The sequence below is a fragment of the Pseudomonas sp. MF6767 genome, from assembly GCF_016405475.1.
Lineage (GTDB): Bacteria > Pseudomonadota > Gammaproteobacteria > Pseudomonadales > Pseudomonadaceae > Aquipseudomonas > Aquipseudomonas paracarnis.
The window spans coordinates 305,965-323,060 of record NZ_JAEKCY010000003.1 but is presented as its reverse complement, the minus strand read 5'-3'; the positions used below and the strand labels follow the sequence as shown (position 1 = coordinate 323,060).

The following is a 17,096-nucleotide window of genomic DNA, read 5'->3' as shown; positions in this document are numbered from 1 at the left end:
TATTAATAAATATGAACCTCAGACATTCGGAGGGGGTGGTGGTGACAGTGATTTTTCACATAGTCACACCGGACAGCTCATTAACCTTGCAACGCGTACTTATGTGCTTAACACATACCCTCCCATCATTTCCCAGAATGTTAAGGACCAGGAGGCAAGCTTTGCAGCGAATCTTCAGTCGATGCCTGAATCTATTGCACAAAGCATTACTGCAATAGAACAAAATGAAGGCAGTCCCGCGAGCGAAGTCGAGAAAATCGAACAGCATATTCGTTCGGTAGATACGCTAATTGCTCAAAAAGCACAGGCTGCTGCTGCTCAAAAAGTGATTGCTGATAAGTACTACTATGGAGACTTCTTTTATTATCCGACGATGCAGTTTATTAAAGATGCAATCAGCGGAAGCAAGACAAATTACCCTCCGGATAAAAATTATAAAGAATGGTACGCCTCACTTGAGGCTTCGTATGCTGCAAAATATAGCAACCGCGAGATCGACTATTTGAATGCCCTGAAGCAGAACCTTCAGGCACAGGCTAATCAAGCACGTGCAGACGCCGAGGCTAAACGTATTGCCGATGAGGCGGCAGCTGCGGAAGCCGCAAGGGTTGCAGCTGAGGCTGAAGCCAAACGCGTGGCTGATGAGGCAGCCGCTGCTGAAGCGGCGCGAGTAGCGGCAGAGGCAGAAGCTAAGCGTATCGCTGATGAGGCCGCTGCAGCAGAAGCTGCCAGGTTAGCCGCCGAAGCTGAAGCCAAGCGCATTGCTGATGAAGCGGCCGCTGCAGAGGCAGCAAGAATTGCTGCTGAAGCTGCAGCACTTAAAGCCGCTAATACGTATAGGCTCCCCGCTGACGGTGCGAGTCAGTTAAGTACTGCGGCTGGCTCTATCGCCATTACTGCCGGTTCAGGTCTTACGCTGGATGCGGCTATTCAGGCTGCAAAGGTAGCCTTAGGCACTGTTGTAAGTGCTGCCACGGCAGTGGGCATTGGCGCGCTGGTCTATTCACCATCACTGGGTAATGGTGAGCTACCTTCGACCATGCTTAACACGCCGGCCAAGGATTTAGCGCCTAATCTTCCCGAAAATCTTGCCGAGATCGCCGCGGCGGGAGGAACTGTGGATGTGCCCTACCGAATTTATGGCGATCAGTCCAAATACTCGGTAGTGGCCACCCAGCCCACTGGAGGGTTAGCACCTACCGTCCCGGTAAGAGCGCTAGTGCTTGATCCTGTGGCCAATGCCTATACGTTCACTACAACTGACTCACCACCGATCACCCTGACGTTCCCAATCGCAGTACCAGGTAATAGCTCGACGGCGACGCCTGCGCAGCCTGTCGAAACCCCGGTGTATACCGGGATTACACTGACACCGATTGAGGTCAAAGCTGAGCCGTTTCCGGTAGTCGGCCAGTTGGATATTCGGGACGCTATTTACGTTTACCCCGCAGATTCGGGTTTACCGCCGATTTATGCGGTATTTAGTAGTCCGTACGAAGGGGCTACCACCAAAGGTGAGCACAGCGGTCGGATGTACAATCCTGATAAGGCGGGCGGCCCCATTCAGAGTCTAGACTGGACAACCGCAGCGGTGACTCAGGAAGGTATTGACCTCGTTAAGCTGCATACGAGCAGATTCGACCCATCGGACGCAAATGTTGTGATGATTGACCGTCTGGAAAAAATCCTAACTGGCGAATTGGCCATTACCGATGTCGATAAGCGATTTTACACCCATGAGATTCGTGAGCTAGAGCGGTATAGGGCTCTAGGTATAACGGATGGAGTGAAACCGAACGACGATGGCGCCACTTGGAATAATACTCATGCCGCGACTTTAGAGGATTTCAAGCTTAAAGATGCTGACGAATTACTCTATACGCCAGAAGCTATAGTCGCAGAAAACAAACAAATATACGGAGAATAACATGAGCAACATCAATGATATTGTAAACTCTGAATCCCCAAGAGATGTCGTTCTTTTTATAGTAAGAAATAAGTCAATTTCATATCCGATGCTGGATCGACTATATAACAGGAATGGCTGGGTAAATATTGGTAATAATCTTGAGCTATTAAAGCTTGTTCATAACATGAGACTGGAAGGGCTGATTGATAATTCTGATGGGGGAATTAAAAAAGGTCCTAATTGGAAAGAGCCAGCCTTTATGGCTGAGAATAAGTATACGCTTGAGTGATATGTAGGTCTGCAAAAGAAAGCCCAGCTCAAGCTGGGCTTTCTTTGTAAGCGTACGGGCAAACCGTCTTGCACGACTAAGCCGGACGCCACCTATGCGGCAGCAACTCTGCAATCTCACTTGCCCGCTGCGTAGGCAGGCGCGTCAGCACATCCTTCAGGTAGGCCTAGGGATCGTGCCCATTGTTCCGGGCCGACTGAATCAAACTCATGATCGCAGCGGCGCGTTTGCCGCTGCGTAGCGACCCAGCAAAGAGCCAGTTCTTGCGCCCCAGCGCCCAAGGCCGTATCTGGTTCTCACACCAGTTATTATCAATAGGCACGGCCCCGTCATCGAGGTAGCGCGACAGCGCCGTCCAGCGTTTCAAGCTGTAATCCAAGGCTTTGCCAATGGCCGAACCGTTATGCACGATGTCGCGCTGGGCAACCATCCAGGCATGCAACGCATCCATCACGGGTACCGCCTTTTCCTGCCGTATTCGGCGGCGTATGTCCGGTTCTAGATCCTCGATTTCCCCCTCGATCTCGTACAGCGCCTGCATGTAACGCAAGGCTTGCTCAGCCAGCGCGCTCTTGTGAGTCGCATGCAGTTCGAAGAACTTGCGCCGGGCATGAGCCATGCAGCCGATTTCAGTCACGCCGAGTTCGAAGCTGGCCTTGTAATCGCCGAAATAATCGCAGACCAGCTTGCCCTTCCAGTCTTGTAGGAAGTTACGCGCATGCTCGCCGGCCCGGCTGAGGCTGAAGTCGTAAACTACAGCCGAGGTTTCGCAAAACGGGCTGGTCCTTCGGCGGTTGCGTCAGGAAGGTGTGTTGGCCGGACGGATACGCTTCGCCGACGTGCCGCACTGGTGAAGATGCGTGTTGCTCTGAACCAGAGCTGGGCAGGTGAGCCTTTGCTCAAAGCCTCGTCCAAGAGCATTTCAGCTTGTCTTGATAGACATGAAGCGCTCATTGAAAAACGGATATTAGCTGCTGTCACTGAAGCGGGTGTCTTGCATCAAGTCAGGCGCTGCCAAGCCGTAGAAGGCATTGGTTTTCTTACGGCAGTTGCACTGACTATGGCCTTTCAACGAGGAGAGTTTGAAAGTGCTGACGCTTACATTGCTTTTCTGGGAATGGACTTGAGGGTGTCCGACTCAGGGCAAATGAACGGACGTCGTTCGTTAAGCAAGAAAGGAGACTCAGAGATCCGCAGGTTGCTGCATAACGCGGCGTCAGCCGGTATTAGGTCAGAAGCCTGGAAGCCTTTATACGAGGGCTATCTGGCCAGGGGCCTGAAAACAACTCTAGCCCTGGTCATCATCGCCCGCAAGTTAGCGCGTATCGCCTTTTCGCTCATGAAAAACCAGAGCGAGTACCAATCAAAAGCGGGTTTGGGGGCTTCCCTCCAACCATAGAATCTCCCACATTTGGATTGCGGCGCGCCAGGGAGATAAGTGCTGCTGTTTGCAGCTTACGGCTTAAGCGCTTTCTTGGGATAAATGTCGTAGCGGCTGGACTTGCCATCCAGCGCATGGCTTGGCTTCGGCCCCTCAATACAGGGTGCCTTGCGCGGCCGCTTGACCACCACCCGATGGCTGGCCAAAGCCAGAGCGGCCGCGAGCAACGCCGGTGCATCCGGATCATCACCCACCAACGGCCGAAACAGGCGCATTTCCTTCTTCACCAGCGCAGTTTTCTCACGGTGCGGAAACATCGGGTCCAGGTAGATCACCTGAGGCGGCTCGCCCTGCCAATTGAGCATCACGTCGATGGAATTGCCCTTGAGCAGCTTCATGCGCGCCACAATCGGCGCCACGTCAAAATCCTCTGCAGCGCGGGCCAGGCCATCTTCGAGCAAGGCGCCGATCAACGGCTGGCGCTCGATCAGGCTCATCTCACACCCGAGGCTGGCCAGCACGAACGCGTCCTTGCCCAAGCCAGCCGTGGCGTCCAGCACTCGCGGGCGCACGCCCTGGGCGATGCCCACCGCCTTGGCGATCATCTGCCCGCTGCCACCACCATACAATCGCCGATGCGCCGCGCCGCCTTCGACAAAGTCGACACGCACCGGCCCTGGCGCATCAGGCCCAAGCTGTTGCAACTGCAAACCGTGCTCCCCCACTTGCAGGGAAAAATCCGCATCGGCCACCTGCAGAGGCAACCCCAGCAGCGAAGCCCACTGTTCAGCGCGGGCCTGGAAGCTGTCAGCCAAGGCTTGGACCTGGATGCGGCTGGCCGCTGGTTGTTCGTTCATCAATCGCCACGCTCAAAAAAATTAAGGATCGGCAAACAACAGCCGATAAAAATTACAGTCAGGTATTTTGCCAGAGCTGAGCGTCGACCGAGAAAAATGTCAGACATTCTTCCCCTTTCCATCGGTGTACTGCCGACCCACAACCATTACGGCCTGCGCAATACCCAAGCGCTGGCCGGGGTGAGTCATGTGTGGCAGGACTTCTTTGCCCGCGCGTTGGCCGAGCAGCTCGGTGAAACGCCGGACGCGCTCGCCGCCAAGGCGCCCGCCCCGGCAGACCCGGCAGTTGAACCCCGCGAAGGCGCCGACCTGCTGGCGCAGATCCTCACCCAGCGTGAGTGCGATGTGAAAGACACCGAGATCACCCCGCCGGAGCCGCTCTTCCTGCCGATTGCCGAGTTCGAAACCGAGCTGCTGCCACCGGCCGCGACGCCGTTCCCGGAAGAAGAAGTCATCGCCCAGCAACGCCAACAAGCGTTTGAGAGCGAGTGGGTGCGCCCCATCGTGCTGAACGCCGGCCAACCGCTACCCGAGCCAGGCCCGGCGCCACAACCACGCCCCCTGCACCTGCCAATTGCCGAATTCGAGCTGGACCTGCTGCCACCGGCCGCCACGCCGTACCCCGAAGAAGAACTGCTGGCGCAGCAAAAGGCCCTGGATTTCGATTACTACTGGGCACGCCCGCTGGTGACCCACAACCTGCGCCTGGCCGCCTGAACCCTAGCGACACACCCACCAACGCCCCATGTCGAGATGGAAATGGTTGCGATGAGCCGCGTTGTAGTCCGGGCTCAACACCACGTTGAAATCATCACAGGCGCCATCGCGTACCAAACGCAGGAAACGCGCACTGTCGCTCTGCCCCGGCCAATCCTTGAGCACGCTGATGCTGCGTCCATCCGCCAGGCGAAACCCGGCGATATCCAGGGCATTGGCCGAGGCGTGCTGGCTGAGCCTTCCGTCGGCGCGATTGTAGATATTACGGCAGGCAAAACTGCCCAAATGCTCGACCCGACTCACCGCTTGACCAAACACGGCCTGGGCCGCCGGTTGCAGGCTGTGGCGCTCGAACAATGCGAACGCCACCGCGAGCGGGCAACTGGCGAGAAAGCTGCTGCTCAAGGCCACGTCAGCGCCCTGCACACGCAGAATATTACGCAAGGGGCATGCCGCATCCGCCGATGTATCGGCCTGGCGGCTCACGCGCAGACCAGAGGTGTTCAACACCTGGTCACACAGCGCTGGATCATCCTGCAAACGACTGAGCTTGTAGCGCGTCAACAGGTTGGGGCTCGCTCGCACATCCAAGGGCGCCCAGGGGTTCCATTCAGGCGGCACCCAACCCCGCCAGACAGCCAGCGCAAAGGCGCCCACCAGCACCAGCAACACACTCAATGTCTTGACCATACCCACGGCTCAACCCTCAAAGTAGTCCGAGCTGCTCCGCCACGGGTTCTCGATGCAAGGCAGGCAGCGGCGGTAGCCCTGGCAGGCGCACCATCAGCTTGGCGTGGAAGCGCAGCGCCAGTTGTGCCGCGAGACGATTGTCCGAGGTGTGCAGGAACATATAGGGCGTGCGGCCCTCTTCGATCCAACTGGCGATCTTTTCCACCCAGGGAATCAGGAACGGGTCATTGGCCTCAAGGTCCGGATGCCCGATAAAGCGCACCTGGGGAAACTGCGTCAGGGCCGCTGGGCGCGGTGGCACCCGGGGCTTTTTGGACTGGGCATGCAGCACCGCTTCGGAGGTAGAGGTACAACTGAACAGGGCACGTGGATCGAGGCAGATGCGCTCGACACCGCGATCGCGCAACAGGCGGTTGAGCATGCGCTCAGCATCACCCTTGGCGAAGAACTGTTCATGACGCACCTCCACGGCCAGCGGCCGATCAATGCCATCGAGAAATCCAGCCAGCTCCGCCAGGCGTGGCGGCGTAAAGCTCTTCGAGAGCTGCAGCCACAGCGGTGAAACGCGCTCACCCAAAGGGCTCATCAAGCCGACAAAACTTTCTGCCGCCGGCAACTGTTCACGCAAATCGCCAGCATGGCTGATATCGCCGGGAAATTTGGCGGTGAAGCGAAAATCATCAGGCATGATTTCGGCCCAGCGCTGCACAGTGGCGGCCGAGGGGCGAGCATAAAAAGTGGTATTGCCCTCAACGGCGTTGAAGACCTGGGAATAGAGCCCGAGGTAATCGCTGGAACGTGCCTCAACGGGATACAGGTACTCGCGCCAGGCGTTTTCACTCCAGGACGGGCAGCCGATGTAATAAGGCAAACGCATCAGATATGGATATCGAGACCCAGCACTTCCATATCCCATTCGACAAAGCCGGCGGTGGTCAGGTAGCTGGCCAAGGCGGTGGCAACGCTTTTGCTCATGGAACGGGGAAAGACCATGTCTTGCTGACGGGCAGGAACGCCGCTTATGCGTGCGCTCGAGGCGCCTTGAGCTTTGGAAGGCGTATCGGTGTGTACTTCGATGAAGTCCGGTGAATCCTCGACGGACTCGTCTACCGTCACGCTCGCCTTGCGCGGCTTACGCTTGAGGGGGTACGACTGTGAGGAAAAACCGTCTATACGCATACATGCAGACTCGGTATCAATGATGGCAATTTAGCGGCACTTTCCATGGCGCGCAAATGCTCTGGTGATAACTAGAACACATAATTTGTAAAAGGTTTAAAAACCCAGGCAAATTCTGACGATTGGCGAAATTTGCCGCGTAACACCCACATTTTTGGCGTCAAATAATCCCGCGTTCGGCCTTGGTCTGCGCGACTTTATCGCGCAGGTACACCGGTGCTGCCTGGTCCGCCGCAATCGCCTCGCCGCGCTCGAATGCGAAACGTGCCAACGCCAGCAGGTCTTCGGCGTGTGGCAACATCGCTGCGTCCTGCTCGGCACACGTCACCTTGATGCGTTCGCCATAACCCCAGCCCGTGCCGGCACCGAACCAATCACCGCTGGCGTCAGCGGGCAACTGCGCCGCTTCGGGGGCCAGCACCGCTTCCGCACCGACCAGGCGCATTTCGCCTGCGGTCTCACGGTAGCAACCCCAGTAAACCTCATCCATGCGCGCATCAATTGCCGCTGCCACCTGCGATGCCCCGTGCTCACGCAACGCACGCTGGGCCAGTACCGCCAGGTTGGACACCGGCAACACCGGGCGCTCCAGCGCAAAGGCCAGGCCCTGCACCACGCCGATGGCGATGCGCACGCCAGTGAATGCACCGGGGCCACGGCCGAACGCGATGGCATCCACCGCCGCTAGGGTGGTCCCGGCGTCTTCAAGCAATTGCTTGATCATCGGCAACAATTTCTGCGCGTGCAGGCGCGGGATCACCTCGTAGTGGCTCGTGACCTTGCCATCGTGCAGCAAGGCAACGGAGCAAGCTTCAGTCGCGGTGTCCAGGGCCAGCAGGGTACTCATCGGTGTGGGTGTCCAAGTCGGAAAAAAGTGCGCCAGTATAAACAACAACGACCCGCAAGCGGGCCGTTGTCTGTGCCGCTGATCAAGGGATCAGCTCAGTGCTTGCAGCACCTTGGCGGTGATGGCCTCTACCGAGCCCACACCAGGGATGTGGCTGTATTTCGGCTTGCCTTGGGCTGCGGACAGCTTCTGGTAGAAGTCCACCAGGGGCTTGGTCTGGGAATGGTAGACCGACAGGCGATGACGCACGGTTTCTTCGGTGTCGTCTTTACGCTGCACCAGGTCTTCGCCGGTGACATCGTCCTTGCCTTCCACTTTCGGCGGGTTGTAGTCGATGTGGTACACGCGGCCAGAGCCTTCGTGAACACGACGGCCAGCGATACGCTGGACGATCTCTTCGTCTTCAACCGCGATTTCGACCACGGCGTCCAACTCCACGCCCGCCTTCACCAAGGCTTCAGCCTGGGGAATGGTGCGTGGGAAGCCGTCGAACAGGAAACCGTTCTTGCAGTCTTCCTGGCTGATGCGTTCCTTGACCAGGTTGATGATCAGGTCATCGGAGACCAGGCCGCCGCTGTCCATCACGCTCTTGGCGATCAGGCCCAGTTCGGTGCCAGCCTTGACGGCCGCACGCAGCATGTCGCCGGTGGAGATTTGTGGAATGCCGAATTTTTCAGTGATGAACTTTGCCTGAGTACCTTTACCGGCCCCGGGAGCTCCCAGCAGAATGACGCGCATCGATGTGCTCCTCAATTTTTTATAGAGATGACGCTCGGATTCGCCGCGTGGGGCCAATCTCGTAAAAATGTGGTTCTAGGCCGATCAAACGGCCAAAGGCTGATCAAGATACACAGCGGGCCCTCACCATACAAGCCGCCAAAAGTCGGAGAAACCCGCGCCGCACATGCGTCAGCGCCAGGGTGTGCCTGAGCGCAACCCACCCTCTCAAACGACGACCGCCCGTTTCCGGGCGGTCGTCGCGGTTTATCCGCAAGCCATTGAGTACACGCAAAAAACCTCAGCCGGTGTTGCGCAAACCGGCCGCGATACCGGCCACGGACACCAGCAGCGCCTGTTCCAGAGGGCTGTCTTGGGCAGCCTCCTGCTGACGGGAACGTGCCAGCAACTCGGCCTGCAACAGGTGCAAGGGGTCGAGGTAGGTGTTGCGCAGGCGGATGAACTCCAGGGTGTCGGGGCTATGGGCCAGCAGCTGCGACTGGCCGGTCAGGCCAAGCACCACGTCACACGCCTGCGACAATAGGTCGCGTAAGTGCGCACCCAATGCCAGCAGGTCCGGCTGCACCAGGCGCTCATCATAAAGACGGGCGATATCGGCATCGGCCTTGGCCAGGACCATTTCCAGCATGTCGATGCGCGTGCGAAAGAACGGCCACTGCTCGCGCATCTGCCCCAGCAATTGACCTTCACCGCGCTCCAGCGCCTTGCTCAGTGCCGCTTCCCAGCCGAGCCAGGCGGGCAGCATCAGGCGCGTCTGGGTCCAGCCAAAGATCCATGGGATGGCGCGCAAGCTCTCAATCCCGCCCGCACGACGCTTGGCCGGGCGACTGCCCAAAGGCAAACGGCCCAACTCCTGCTCCGGCGTGGACTGGCGGAAGTACTCGACGAACTGCGGATTTTCCCGCACCACGGCACGGTATGCGCTGACACCGTCTGCCGCCAGTTCGTCCATCAGATGACGCCAGGCAGGCTCGGGAGGCGGCGGCGGTAACAGGGTCGCTTCCAGTACCGCGGCCAGGTAGAGATTGAGGTTCTGCTCAGCGATATCCGGCAGGCCGAATTTGAAGCGAATCATCTCTCCCTGCTCAGTGGTGCGGAACCGCCCCGCTACCGAGCCCGGTGGCTGCGACAGGATGGCAGCGTGCGCCGGGCCACCGCCACGGCCAACGGTGCCTCCGCGACCGTGGAACAACAACAGCTCCACCTGTTGCTCGCGGCAGATATCCACCAGGCGCTCCTGGGCGCGGTACTGTGCCCAGGCGGCGGCCGTGGTGCCGGCGTCCTTGGCCGAGTCCGAGTAGCCAATCATCACTTCCTGCGGGCCCTGCAAGCGCGCGCGGTAACCCGGCAGTTGCAACAGACGCTCCATCACCGGCCCGGCGTTGTCCAGGTCGGCCAGGGTCTCGAACAATGGCACTACGCGCATTGGCCGCTGTACGCCGGATTCCTTCAACAGCAGTTGCACCGCCAGCACATCCGACGCGGCGCCGGCCATGGAGATGACATACGAACCTAATGATGCGGCTGGTGCGGCGGCGATTTCCTTGCAGGTATTGAGCACCTCGGCAGTGTCCGCCGAGGGTTTGAAGTAACCCGGCAGCAATGGCCGCCGATTGGTCAGTTCCTGGGTGAGGAAGCTGATACGCGCATCCTCATCCCAGTCCTCATAACGCCCCAGGCCCAGGTAATCGGTGATTTCGGTCATGGCCGCCGAGTGACGGCTGGAGTCCTGGCGCACATCCAGGCGCACCAGGAACAGGCCGAACGTCACGGCACGGCGCAGGCAGTCGAGCAGCGGGCCATCGGCGATCACGCCCATGCCGCATTCGTGCAGGGACTGGTAGCACAGTTGTAGCGGGTCCAGCAGGTCGCGGTTGTTCTGCAACACCTCGGCCGGCGCCGGGGTGGTGCTGGTCAACGAGGTGTGGGCCCACTGGCGCGTGGCGCGCAGGCGTTCACGCAGTTGCTTGAGCAAGGCACGATAAGGTTCGACGCTGTCGCCGACTTTGGCTTGCAACGCCGGGCTGGCCTGTTGCATCGACAGCTCGGAGGCCAGTTGGTCAATGTCACGCAGATACAAATCCGCCGCCATCCAACGCGCCAGCAACAGCACTTCGCGGGTGACCGGCGCGGTGACGTTCGGGTTGCCGTCACGGTCGCCACCCATCCACGAAGCAAAGCGAATCGGTGCAGCCTCCAGGGGCAGGCGCAGGCCGGTGGCGGCGTGCAGGGCCTGGTCGGCCTTGCGCAGGTAATTCGGGATGGCGTGCCACAGCGAATGCTCGATCACCGCAAAGCCCCATTTGGCTTCGTCCACCGGGGTGGGCCGCACCCGACGGATTTCTTCGGTGTGCCAGGCTTCGGCAATCAAGCGTTGCAAGCGCTCGCGAATCTGCTCGCGCTCGGCGGTGGTGAGGTCGCGGTGATCCTGCAAGGCCAGTTGCGCAGCAATGGCATCGTATTTCTGGATCAGCGTGCGGCGGGCCACTTCGGTGGGGTGGGCGGTGAGCACCAGCTCGATGTCCAACCGCGCCAACTGCCGGGCCAGGGATTCATTGCTGTGCCCTTCGCTTTGCAGACGGGCCAGCAACTCCGGCAAGACCCTCGATTCGAACGGCGCGGGTTGCGATTCATCGCGCCGATGAATCAATTGATATTGTTCGGCAATGTTGGCCAGGTTGAGGAACTGGTTGAAGGCTCGGGCCACCGGCAGCAGCTCGTCCTCCTGCAACTGGTTGAGGCTGGCGCTCAACTCATCGCCAGCGGCTTTCTCTGAAACGGCTCCGCGACGGTCGGCCTTGGCGCCTTTGCGGATCTGCTCGATCTTCTCGAGGAAAGCCTCGCCGTACTGCTCTCGAATGGTGTTGCCCAACAGCTCACCCAGCAGGTGAACATCCTCACGCAAGCGTGCATCGATATCACTCATCAGCCAATCTCCAGCCAGAAATCCGGGACGCGCAGGTGCTTCAGAGTGCCGCCGACGTCGGTTTCTGACAAGGCCGAACGCAAACGACTTTAAACCTTGGCGCTTGCAGCTAGTCTCAACGGTGAGTCGCCGCGTCATCCGCGCAGGCGGCTGGTCGCTCATCACCGCCTGCCATCGCAGGCTTTATTGAGGTAGCCATGAAAATTCGAGAACTGGCCCAGCATTGGGAAGAAACCGCCAAGGGTCGTTTGACCAAGACTGAATACGCCATTCATCTGGATGTAGAAGCCGCTGCACGGCTGGCGGCCATTGCCGAGATGTACCCCAAGCGCCATGTCGAAGAACTGCTCGGCGAGTTGATCGGTGCCGCCCTTGAAGAGCTGGAAGCCAGCTTTCCCTACATCCAGGGCCAGCAGGTAATTGCCACCGACGAAGAGGGTGACCCGCTGTATGAAGACGTCGGCCCCACGCCACGCTTTCTTACTTTATCCCGTCGCCACTTACATGATTTGTCGGACGGCGCTGACGAACAAAAACACTGATAAACATTTATTGACGTCAATTAAACCCACGTATTCCGGGCCTTTTACAGGCCCGGAGGTACCGCTGCGCACCGCGAAAGTTCCATTTTTCAAACACTGACCAATCAGTCAGATATTTTTTTAGGCAAATCGCCATATCCGCTGAACTTTTGAAAAAAGCCTCCGGTCACAGCCAGTAGCCATCACTTGTGGAACGGTCGTTTGAACGGACGCCATGTGCTTTACCGACGGGCCCGAAATCGATACGCCCCGATGGATTTTGATGTTTTTCAGGAGTTATCCAATGGAGTTGAAGACGATGAACACCAGCACTGCCAAATCCTCGTTTAACCACCTGCGCGGGCTCAAATTGGCCGCGCTGGCAATCGGCACCAGCTTCGTTCTGGCTGGCTGCGCCGGCAACCCTCCAACCGAGCAGTACGCCGTAACCCAATCGGCCGTCAACAGCGCAGTCAGCGCCGGCGGTACCGAGTATGCGGCGGTGGAAATGAAGTCGGCCCAGGACAAGCTCAAAGAAGCTGAGATTGCCATGCACGACAAGAACTACGACAAGGCTCGCCAATTGGCTGAACAAGCCGAGTGGGATGCCCGCGTCGCTGAGCGTAAGGCCCAGGCTGCCAAGGCTCAACAGGCTGTGAAGGATTCCCAGAAGGCTGTTGAAGAACTGCGTAAGGAAGGCATGCGCCCAGCTGCAATCATGCAGAAGTAAGCCTCAGCCCCTTGACTGCATCGCACCTGATATCGAATTGAAAGGACGACACGACTATGCGTAAACAATTGATGATCCCTGCCCTGCTGGCGATGAGCGTTGCCTTGGCGGCCTGCTCCACCCCGCCGAACGCGAACCTGGAAAATGCGCGGACCAATTTCTCGTCCCTGCAAACCAACCCGCAAGCCACCAAGCTGGCGGCGCTGGAAACCAAAGACGCCAGCGAATGGCTGGACAAGGCTGACAAGGCCTACCGCGACAAGGAAGACGAGAAGAAAGTCGACCAGTTGGCCTACCTGACCAACCAGCGCGTTGAAGTGGCCAAGGACACCATCGTCCTGCGCGAATCCGAGGCCAAGCTGAAAAACGCTGGTGACGAACGTGCCCGCGCCCTGCTGGACGCTCGTGACGCACAAATCAAGCAACTGCAAAACAGCTTGAACGCCAAACAAACCGATCGCGGCACCCTGGTGACTTTCGGTGACGTGCTGTTCGCCACCAACAAGTCTGATCTGAAATCCAGCGGCCTGGTGAACATCACCAAGCTGGCTCAGTTCCTGCGCGATAACCCAGACCGTAAAGTGATCGTCGAAGGCTATACCGACAGCACCGGTTCCGACTCGTACAACCAGAGCCTGTCTGAGCGTCGTGCCGCTTCTGTTCAGCGTGCACTGGCTCAACAAGGCGTGGATATCTCGCGTATCGTGACCCAGGGTTATGGCAAGGAATACCCGGTTGCCGATAACGGCAGCGTCTCCGGCCGCGCCATGAACCGTCGCGTGGAAGTGACCATTTCCAACGACAACCAGCCGGTCAAGCCACGGTCTTCCGTTGCTAACTGATTGATGCTGGATAAAAAACCCACCTTACGGTGGGTTTTTTTTGGGTTCGTCGAACCCGACTGGACGATGTGTATCTTCGAGCGGCATTTCTATCTTCGCGCTCGATAGCTTGTCCATCAGTTGGCTAAGCTCATGCGTCTGGGCAACTTTGCGTTCCAGTTCTTCATGCCCTCTCGCCATGTTCAACATATTGCGTATCGCAGCAATAGTAATCGCCACTGTCTCGGCCCCAATCTTTATGAGTCATGACGCTTTTGTGGCTTCTGACGCAAGACGGTTCCCGTTATTCATGTTACTGCTGGAAATCAATGGAAATCTTTGCGCTACCTTCGCCACCAGGCTTGCTGCCTTCGCCATCAGCGCCTTTACCCTCTTGGCCTTCCATAGCTTTAAGCTTTTCCTCGAGTTCTTTCAGTAGTTTTTTAAGGTCATCCACAGCGCCTCCCGAACCGCCGCCTCCCTCTGAACCACCGGCACCTTGAGATTGCATCTGACCTATTTGCTTCTTCAGATCCTCAATCTCTTTCTTGAGGCTGCCTACGTCACCGGATTGTTGACCTGCATCTTGAGCGCCAAAACCACCTTGGGAAGGACCAACTCCACTTATAGACATATGTGACTCCAAATCAAGTTAAAGAGTTAACCGAATCAGCGTTGCTGCTCGGTCCCAAATCAGTGGCAACTCACTCAAAATGGTTCCAGCTTTCCCCACACTGCCTGTCCTACTGCTCCAGTTTCGGCGTTTCTTGACCTATACAACGTACGGCCTGCTTCTTGTTGTTCACCAGCACGCCGCTCAAGCCTTTCTGCTCGGTATCAAACATCACCAATACGCCGTCAACACACTGCGCCACTTGCGCGGCCGGGGTCAGGGAGACTTTGTAATCTTCGCCCGGTATGGTCTTGAGCATGGTGAAATCGCTGAGCAGCAACGCATCTTCCGGCTTGGCGAAGTGCAGATAGCCGTAGTACCACAGGCAGCCAACGGTGCCGAGGATGGTACCGATGCCGGTGAGGATCAGCGGGATCATGTTGCGTTCTTCGCTCATTGCGGGCTCTCTGATGAGTCAACTTTAGGAATAGGGTAATTCGGAATTTCCCCCAGGCGACGCAAGCCGTTGAAGTGCTGAGGGTCGTCCAGATAACGCAGCATGACGGTCTGCCAGGTTTTGTCGGCAAAGGTCTGCACATGGCCGCCGCGGGTCAGTTGCAACACCCTGGGCGGTGGCGCCGCTTGATACAGGCGGATCCCATTGGCCACCGGCACGATCGGGTCATCCAGGCTGTGGAACAGCAGCTTGGGCACGCCGGTCAACCGGGGCATGGCATTGATCGCACTGTCGGCGTCGGGCACCAGCCACGACAGCGGCACCTGCAACGGCCAGGTTAACCAGGAAGTGCTCAGGGCGAATTGTCCTACGTCACGATAACTGGCAGGCACGCCATCCAATACCAAGGCTTTTAGTTGGGCTTGACGCTCCGGGTGGGCTGCCAGGTAATGCACCGCCAGTGCACCGCCCAGGCTTTGCCCGAGAATAATCAGCGGTTGACCCTGGGTTTCAGGCGCCTTGTCGATCCAGCCGAAGGCGGCGTCGATATCCTGGTAGATCGCCGGCAACGACGGCTTGCCTTCCGACAGCCCATAGCCGCGATAGTCCAGCAACAGCACTTGATAACCCTGCTCCGGCAACCACCAACTGCCCCCCAGATGCCAGGCGAGGTTGCCGCCGTTGCCGTGCAAATGCAGGACTGTGCCCTTGAGCGGGACACCGGGTTTGGCCGGCAGCCACCAGGCGTGCAGTTTCACGCCATCTGCGGTGGTGAGCGTGACGTCGCGGTATTGCAGGTGGGCTTTTTCCGGGGTGAAGGGTAGGCCGGGCTCGGGGTAGAACAGCAAGGAGCTGCAGCCGTTCAATGTGAGTAGCAGGCATAAAATGCCGAGGATTCTCATCCGTTGAAACCTCGCGAAAGTTCTGAAGACCAGTAAAGATCAAATGTGGGAGCTGGCTTGCCTGCGATAGCGGTCTATCAGTGACTGAGTGCTGGCTGACCCAGCGCTATCGCAGGCAAGCCAGCTCCCACATTTTTTGATTCGGTTTCGTCAGTTACAGGATATTGGAGTAATCCGCCTCGATCCGGTCCAGGCTCAAGTGGTTGAGGAAGTTGGAGAAGCACATCCAGGCCGCCAGCGCGTTCATGTCACGAAACTGCTCCGGCAGGTACTTGGGCGGCACCACCAGGCCTTCGTCGACCAACTGGCGCAGGGTACGCATGTCTTCAAGGGTGGTCTTGCCGCAGAACAGCAGCGGCACTTGCTCCAGCTTGCCTTTGCGCACGGCGAGCTGGATGTAGTTGTAGACCATGATAAAGCCCTTGAGGTAGGACAAATCCTTGGTAAATGGCAGGCCGGTGGGCACCGAACCACGAAATACCCGGCTGGCATTCCCATAGCTTTCGGCCATTTCAAAGCCTTGCTCGCGGAAGAACTCGAATACCTGCAGGAAGTCGGCGCCCTCCTCCACCATATGGATGGCGCGGGTCCGGTTGGTGAGTTTGCGCAGGCGGCTGGGGTAGGAGGCAAACGTGATGATTTCCATCAGGATCGCCAGGCCTTCCTGGGTGACGGTGGACGACGGCGGGCCCTTGGACAGAAACGTGCAGATCGGCTGGTTCTGGCCGTTAAGGGTGGTGCCCACATGCACCAACCCTTCATGCACTTCGAGGGCGCGCACGTCGCGGTCATTGAACATCGCATCGGCGCGGATCTTGATGTAGTCGGCGCCCGCTGCCGCATCGGCGACGATGCCGTCGGACTCGAACACGCGGATGGTCTCTTCGGCTTCACCAAACACCTTGTTCAGGCGCGTTTGCAGCAGGCTGACCGCGTCCTTGGCGGTGAGGGTCTTGGCTTCGTCCTTGAGATCGCCCCGGCCATCGATGTTGTTCAGGTAGTCGGAGAGCATCAGGCCAAGGTCGGCCAGGGTCGGGTCGCCGGCGTGGAACGCATCGGAGGCGGCGCCGTAAAGCTCTTGGGAAATCAGACCGAAGTCCTCGGTGCCGCGCGCTTCAAGCATGCGCACCACCATGCGGTACTCACGGCACATGCGCCGCATGATCTGCCCAACCGGACTGAATTGCCCAAGGCGACGGGTGATGTCGCGCTCGATGTTCTGAAACTCCAGCTTGACCGCACTGGAATCGAACGACAGCGGCCGGTTCAGGTAGTAATCACGGTCTACGGCAGGCATCGCCTTGCCCTTGGCCTTGAGAAATCCCTGACGAATGTTCTCGTCCCATTTCACCGCATCAAGGACGCGGATCGGTGTTTGCGCCAGCACAATGCGATCGGACAAGGTGCGTATCGTCTGCTGGTAATCGTCCACCCGGTGCTTCCTCTTTAAACGTTATTGGCCCACGCGCAGTTAGCGCACGGCTTCACATCTGAGCAGCAGGCCCATCAGAGGTAGGAG

17 protein-coding genes and 2 pseudogenes are annotated in these 17,096 nt (G+C 58.3%); 7 read left to right on the top strand and 12 right to left on the bottom strand.

Going from position 1 to position 17,096, the window contains the following annotated elements; all coding sequences use genetic code 11:
- Positions 1 to 181: 181 nt before the first annotated feature.
- Together JFT58_RS07695 and JFT58_RS07690 are read left to right on the top strand one after the other, a co-directional pair.
- Positions 182 to 1,927: an S-type pyocin domain-containing protein gene (locus JFT58_RS07695; RefSeq protein ID WP_082423397.1), complete on the top strand. Its 1,746-nt coding sequence runs from the start codon at positions 182 to 184 to the stop codon at positions 1,925 to 1,927.
- Between the two features lies 1 nt (position 1,928).
- The gene (locus tag JFT58_RS07690) at positions 1,929 to 2,198 is read left to right on the top strand and encodes a hypothetical protein (RefSeq protein WP_034126525.1); all 270 of its coding nucleotides are present in this window, start codon (positions 1,929 to 1,931) and stop codon (positions 2,196 to 2,198) included.
- Between the two features lie 76 nt (positions 2,199 to 2,274).
- On the opposite strand, the pseudogene tnpC reads toward JFT58_RS07690, so the two are convergent.
- Positions 2,275 to 2,982: pseudogene (gene tnpC / locus JFT58_RS07685) on the bottom strand (IS66 family transposase); the annotation flags it as partial.
- A gap of 45 nt (positions 2,983 to 3,027) precedes the next feature.
- Between tnpC and JFT58_RS07680 the strand changes: the two are divergent.
- Positions 3,028 to 3,597 (top strand): annotated as a pseudogene (locus JFT58_RS07680) (transposase); the annotation flags it as partial.
- Between the two features lie 56 nt (positions 3,598 to 3,653).
- Here the strand turns inward: JFT58_RS07680 and JFT58_RS07675 are convergent.
- Positions 3,654 to 4,436, bottom strand: coding sequence for a class I SAM-dependent methyltransferase (locus JFT58_RS07675; RefSeq protein ID WP_014717213.1), 783 nt, complete (start codon positions 4,434 to 4,436; stop codon positions 3,654 to 3,656).
- 96 nt (positions 4,437 to 4,532) lie between these two features.
- Between JFT58_RS07675 and JFT58_RS07670 the strand changes: the two genes are divergently transcribed.
- The gene (locus JFT58_RS07670; RefSeq protein ID WP_054897119.1) at positions 4,533 to 5,153 is read left to right on the top strand and encodes a hypothetical protein; all 621 of its coding nucleotides are present in this window, start codon (positions 4,533 to 4,535) and stop codon (positions 5,151 to 5,153) included.
- A 3-nt stretch (positions 5,154 to 5,156) separates the two neighbouring features.
- Here the strand turns inward: JFT58_RS07670 and JFT58_RS07665 are convergent, their stop codons facing one another.
- From JFT58_RS07665 to ppc, 6 genes are all read right to left on the bottom strand, one after another.
- Positions 5,157 to 5,843, bottom strand: a complete 687-nt coding sequence (locus JFT58_RS07665) for an extensin-like domain-containing protein (protein WP_054897118.1) — start codon at positions 5,841 to 5,843, stop codon at positions 5,157 to 5,159.
- A 16-nt stretch (positions 5,844 to 5,859) separates the two neighbouring features.
- Complete coding sequence (locus JFT58_RS07660; RefSeq protein WP_038449171.1) at positions 5,860 to 6,720, bottom strand: DUF72 domain-containing protein; 861 nt, start codon at positions 6,718 to 6,720, stop codon at positions 5,860 to 5,862.
- Positions 6,720 to 7,022, bottom strand: a complete 303-nt coding sequence (locus JFT58_RS07655) for a hypothetical protein (protein ID WP_034126521.1) — start codon at positions 7,020 to 7,022, stop codon at positions 6,720 to 6,722. Before JFT58_RS07655 ends, JFT58_RS07660 begins: the two co-directional genes overlap by 1 nt.
- A gap of 160 nt (positions 7,023 to 7,182) precedes the next feature.
- Positions 7,183 to 7,869 carry a tRNA (adenosine(37)-N6)-threonylcarbamoyltransferase complex dimerization subunit type 1 TsaB gene (gene tsaB / locus JFT58_RS07650; protein WP_034126520.1) on the bottom strand — a complete coding sequence of 229 codons (687 nt, stop codon included), beginning with the start codon at positions 7,867 to 7,869 and terminating at the stop codon, positions 7,183 to 7,185.
- A gap of 90 nt (positions 7,870 to 7,959) precedes the next feature.
- Positions 7,960 to 8,607 (bottom strand): adenylate kinase, encoded by a 648-nt coding sequence (gene adk, locus JFT58_RS07645; RefSeq protein ID WP_054897117.1) that lies wholly within the window; start codon positions 8,605 to 8,607, stop codon positions 7,960 to 7,962.
- A 280-nt stretch (positions 8,608 to 8,887) separates the two neighbouring features.
- Entirely contained in the window at positions 8,888 to 11,533 is a 2,646-nt protein-coding gene (gene ppc / locus JFT58_RS07640; protein WP_034126519.1) for a phosphoenolpyruvate carboxylase, read from the bottom strand.
- Positions 11,534 to 11,730: 197 nt separating this feature from the next.
- Here ppc and JFT58_RS07635 point away from each other — a divergent pair, with 197 nt between their 5' ends.
- The 3 genes from JFT58_RS07635 to JFT58_RS07625 all read left to right on the top strand — a co-directional run bounded on the left by JFT58_RS07635 (position 11,731) and on the right by JFT58_RS07625 (position 13,626).
- Complete coding sequence (locus JFT58_RS07635) at positions 11,731 to 12,075, top strand: pilin assembly protein (RefSeq protein ID WP_198834362.1); 345 nt, start codon at positions 11,731 to 11,733, stop codon at positions 12,073 to 12,075.
- Positions 12,076 to 12,358: 283 nt separating this feature from the next.
- Complete coding sequence (locus JFT58_RS07630; RefSeq protein WP_034126517.1) at positions 12,359 to 12,784, top strand: DUF4398 domain-containing protein; 426 nt, start codon at positions 12,359 to 12,361, stop codon at positions 12,782 to 12,784.
- Positions 12,785 to 12,840: 56 nt separating this feature from the next.
- Complete coding sequence (locus JFT58_RS07625; RefSeq protein WP_034126516.1) at positions 12,841 to 13,626, top strand: OmpA family protein; 786 nt, start codon at positions 12,841 to 12,843, stop codon at positions 13,624 to 13,626.
- 292 nt (positions 13,627 to 13,918) lie between these two features.
- Here JFT58_RS07625 and JFT58_RS07620 read toward each other — a convergent pair whose 3' ends face one another.
- The 4 genes from JFT58_RS07620 to JFT58_RS07605 form a co-directional block, all read right to left on the bottom strand.
- The gene (locus JFT58_RS07620) at positions 13,919 to 14,239 is read right to left on the bottom strand and encodes a hypothetical protein (RefSeq protein WP_054897116.1); all 321 of its coding nucleotides are present in this window, start codon (positions 14,237 to 14,239) and stop codon (positions 13,919 to 13,921) included.
- A gap of 109 nt (positions 14,240 to 14,348) precedes the next feature.
- Complete coding sequence (locus tag JFT58_RS07615; RefSeq protein WP_034126513.1) at positions 14,349 to 14,675, bottom strand: hypothetical protein; 327 nt, start codon at positions 14,673 to 14,675, stop codon at positions 14,349 to 14,351.
- Positions 14,672 to 15,577 carry an alpha/beta hydrolase gene (locus JFT58_RS07610; protein ID WP_054897115.1) on the bottom strand — a complete coding sequence of 302 codons (906 nt, stop codon included), beginning with the start codon at positions 15,575 to 15,577 and terminating at the stop codon, positions 14,672 to 14,674. Before JFT58_RS07610 ends, JFT58_RS07615 begins: the two co-directional genes overlap by 4 nt.
- A gap of 154 nt (positions 15,578 to 15,731) precedes the next feature.
- Complete coding sequence (locus JFT58_RS07605; RefSeq protein WP_014717201.1) at positions 15,732 to 17,009, bottom strand: flavohemoglobin expression-modulating QEGLA motif protein; 1,278 nt, start codon at positions 17,007 to 17,009, stop codon at positions 15,732 to 15,734.
- Positions 17,010 to 17,096: the final 87 nt, after the last annotated feature.

Bases quoted from the DNA above. Each gene is read 5' to 3' on its own strand.
- tsaB (WP_034126520.1), bottom strand. From the start codon at position 7,869: ATGAGTACCCTGCTGGCCCTGGACACCGCGACTGAAGCTTGCTCCGTT.
- adk (WP_054897117.1), bottom strand. From the start codon at position 8,607: ATGCGCGTCATTCTGCTGGGAGCTCCCGGGGCCGGTAAAGGTACTCAG.
- JFT58_RS07630 (WP_034126517.1), top strand. From the start codon at position 12,359: ATGGAGTTGAAGACGATGAACACCAGCACTGCCAAATCCTCGTTTAAC.
- JFT58_RS07625 (WP_034126516.1), top strand. From the start codon at position 12,841: ATGCGTAAACAATTGATGATCCCTGCCCTGCTGGCGATGAGCGTTGCC.
- JFT58_RS07610 (WP_054897115.1), bottom strand. From the start codon at position 15,577: ATGAGAATCCTCGGCATTTTATGCCTGCTACTCACATTGAACGGCTGC.
- ppc (WP_034126519.1), bottom strand. From the start codon at position 11,533: ATGAGTGATATCGATGCACGCTTGCGTGAGGATGTTCACCTGCTGGGT.
- JFT58_RS07660 (WP_038449171.1), bottom strand. From the start codon at position 6,720: ATGCGTTTGCCTTATTACATCGGCTGCCCGTCCTGGAGTGAAAACGCC.
- JFT58_RS07655 (WP_034126521.1), bottom strand. From the start codon at position 7,022: ATGCGTATAGACGGTTTTTCCTCACAGTCGTACCCCCTCAAGCGTAAG.
- JFT58_RS07665 (WP_054897118.1), bottom strand. From the start codon at position 5,843: ATGGTCAAGACATTGAGTGTGTTGCTGGTGCTGGTGGGCGCCTTTGCG.
- JFT58_RS07690 (WP_034126525.1), top strand. From the start codon at position 1,929: ATGAGCAACATCAATGATATTGTAAACTCTGAATCCCCAAGAGATGTC.
- JFT58_RS07635 (WP_198834362.1), top strand. From the start codon at position 11,731: ATGAAAATTCGAGAACTGGCCCAGCATTGGGAAGAAACCGCCAAGGGT.
- JFT58_RS07675 (WP_014717213.1), bottom strand. From the start codon at position 4,436: ATGAACGAACAACCAGCGGCCAGCCGCATCCAGGTCCAAGCCTTGGCT.
- JFT58_RS07620 (WP_054897116.1), bottom strand. From the start codon at position 14,239: ATGTCTATAAGTGGAGTTGGTCCTTCCCAAGGTGGTTTTGGCGCTCAA.
- JFT58_RS07615 (WP_034126513.1), bottom strand. From the start codon at position 14,675: ATGAGCGAAGAACGCAACATGATCCCGCTGATCCTCACCGGCATCGGT.
- JFT58_RS07670 (WP_054897119.1), top strand. From the start codon at position 4,533: ATGTCAGACATTCTTCCCCTTTCCATCGGTGTACTGCCGACCCACAAC.
- JFT58_RS07695 (WP_082423397.1), top strand. From the start codon at position 182: ATGCCTGAATCTATTGCACAAAGCATTACTGCAATAGAACAAAATGAA.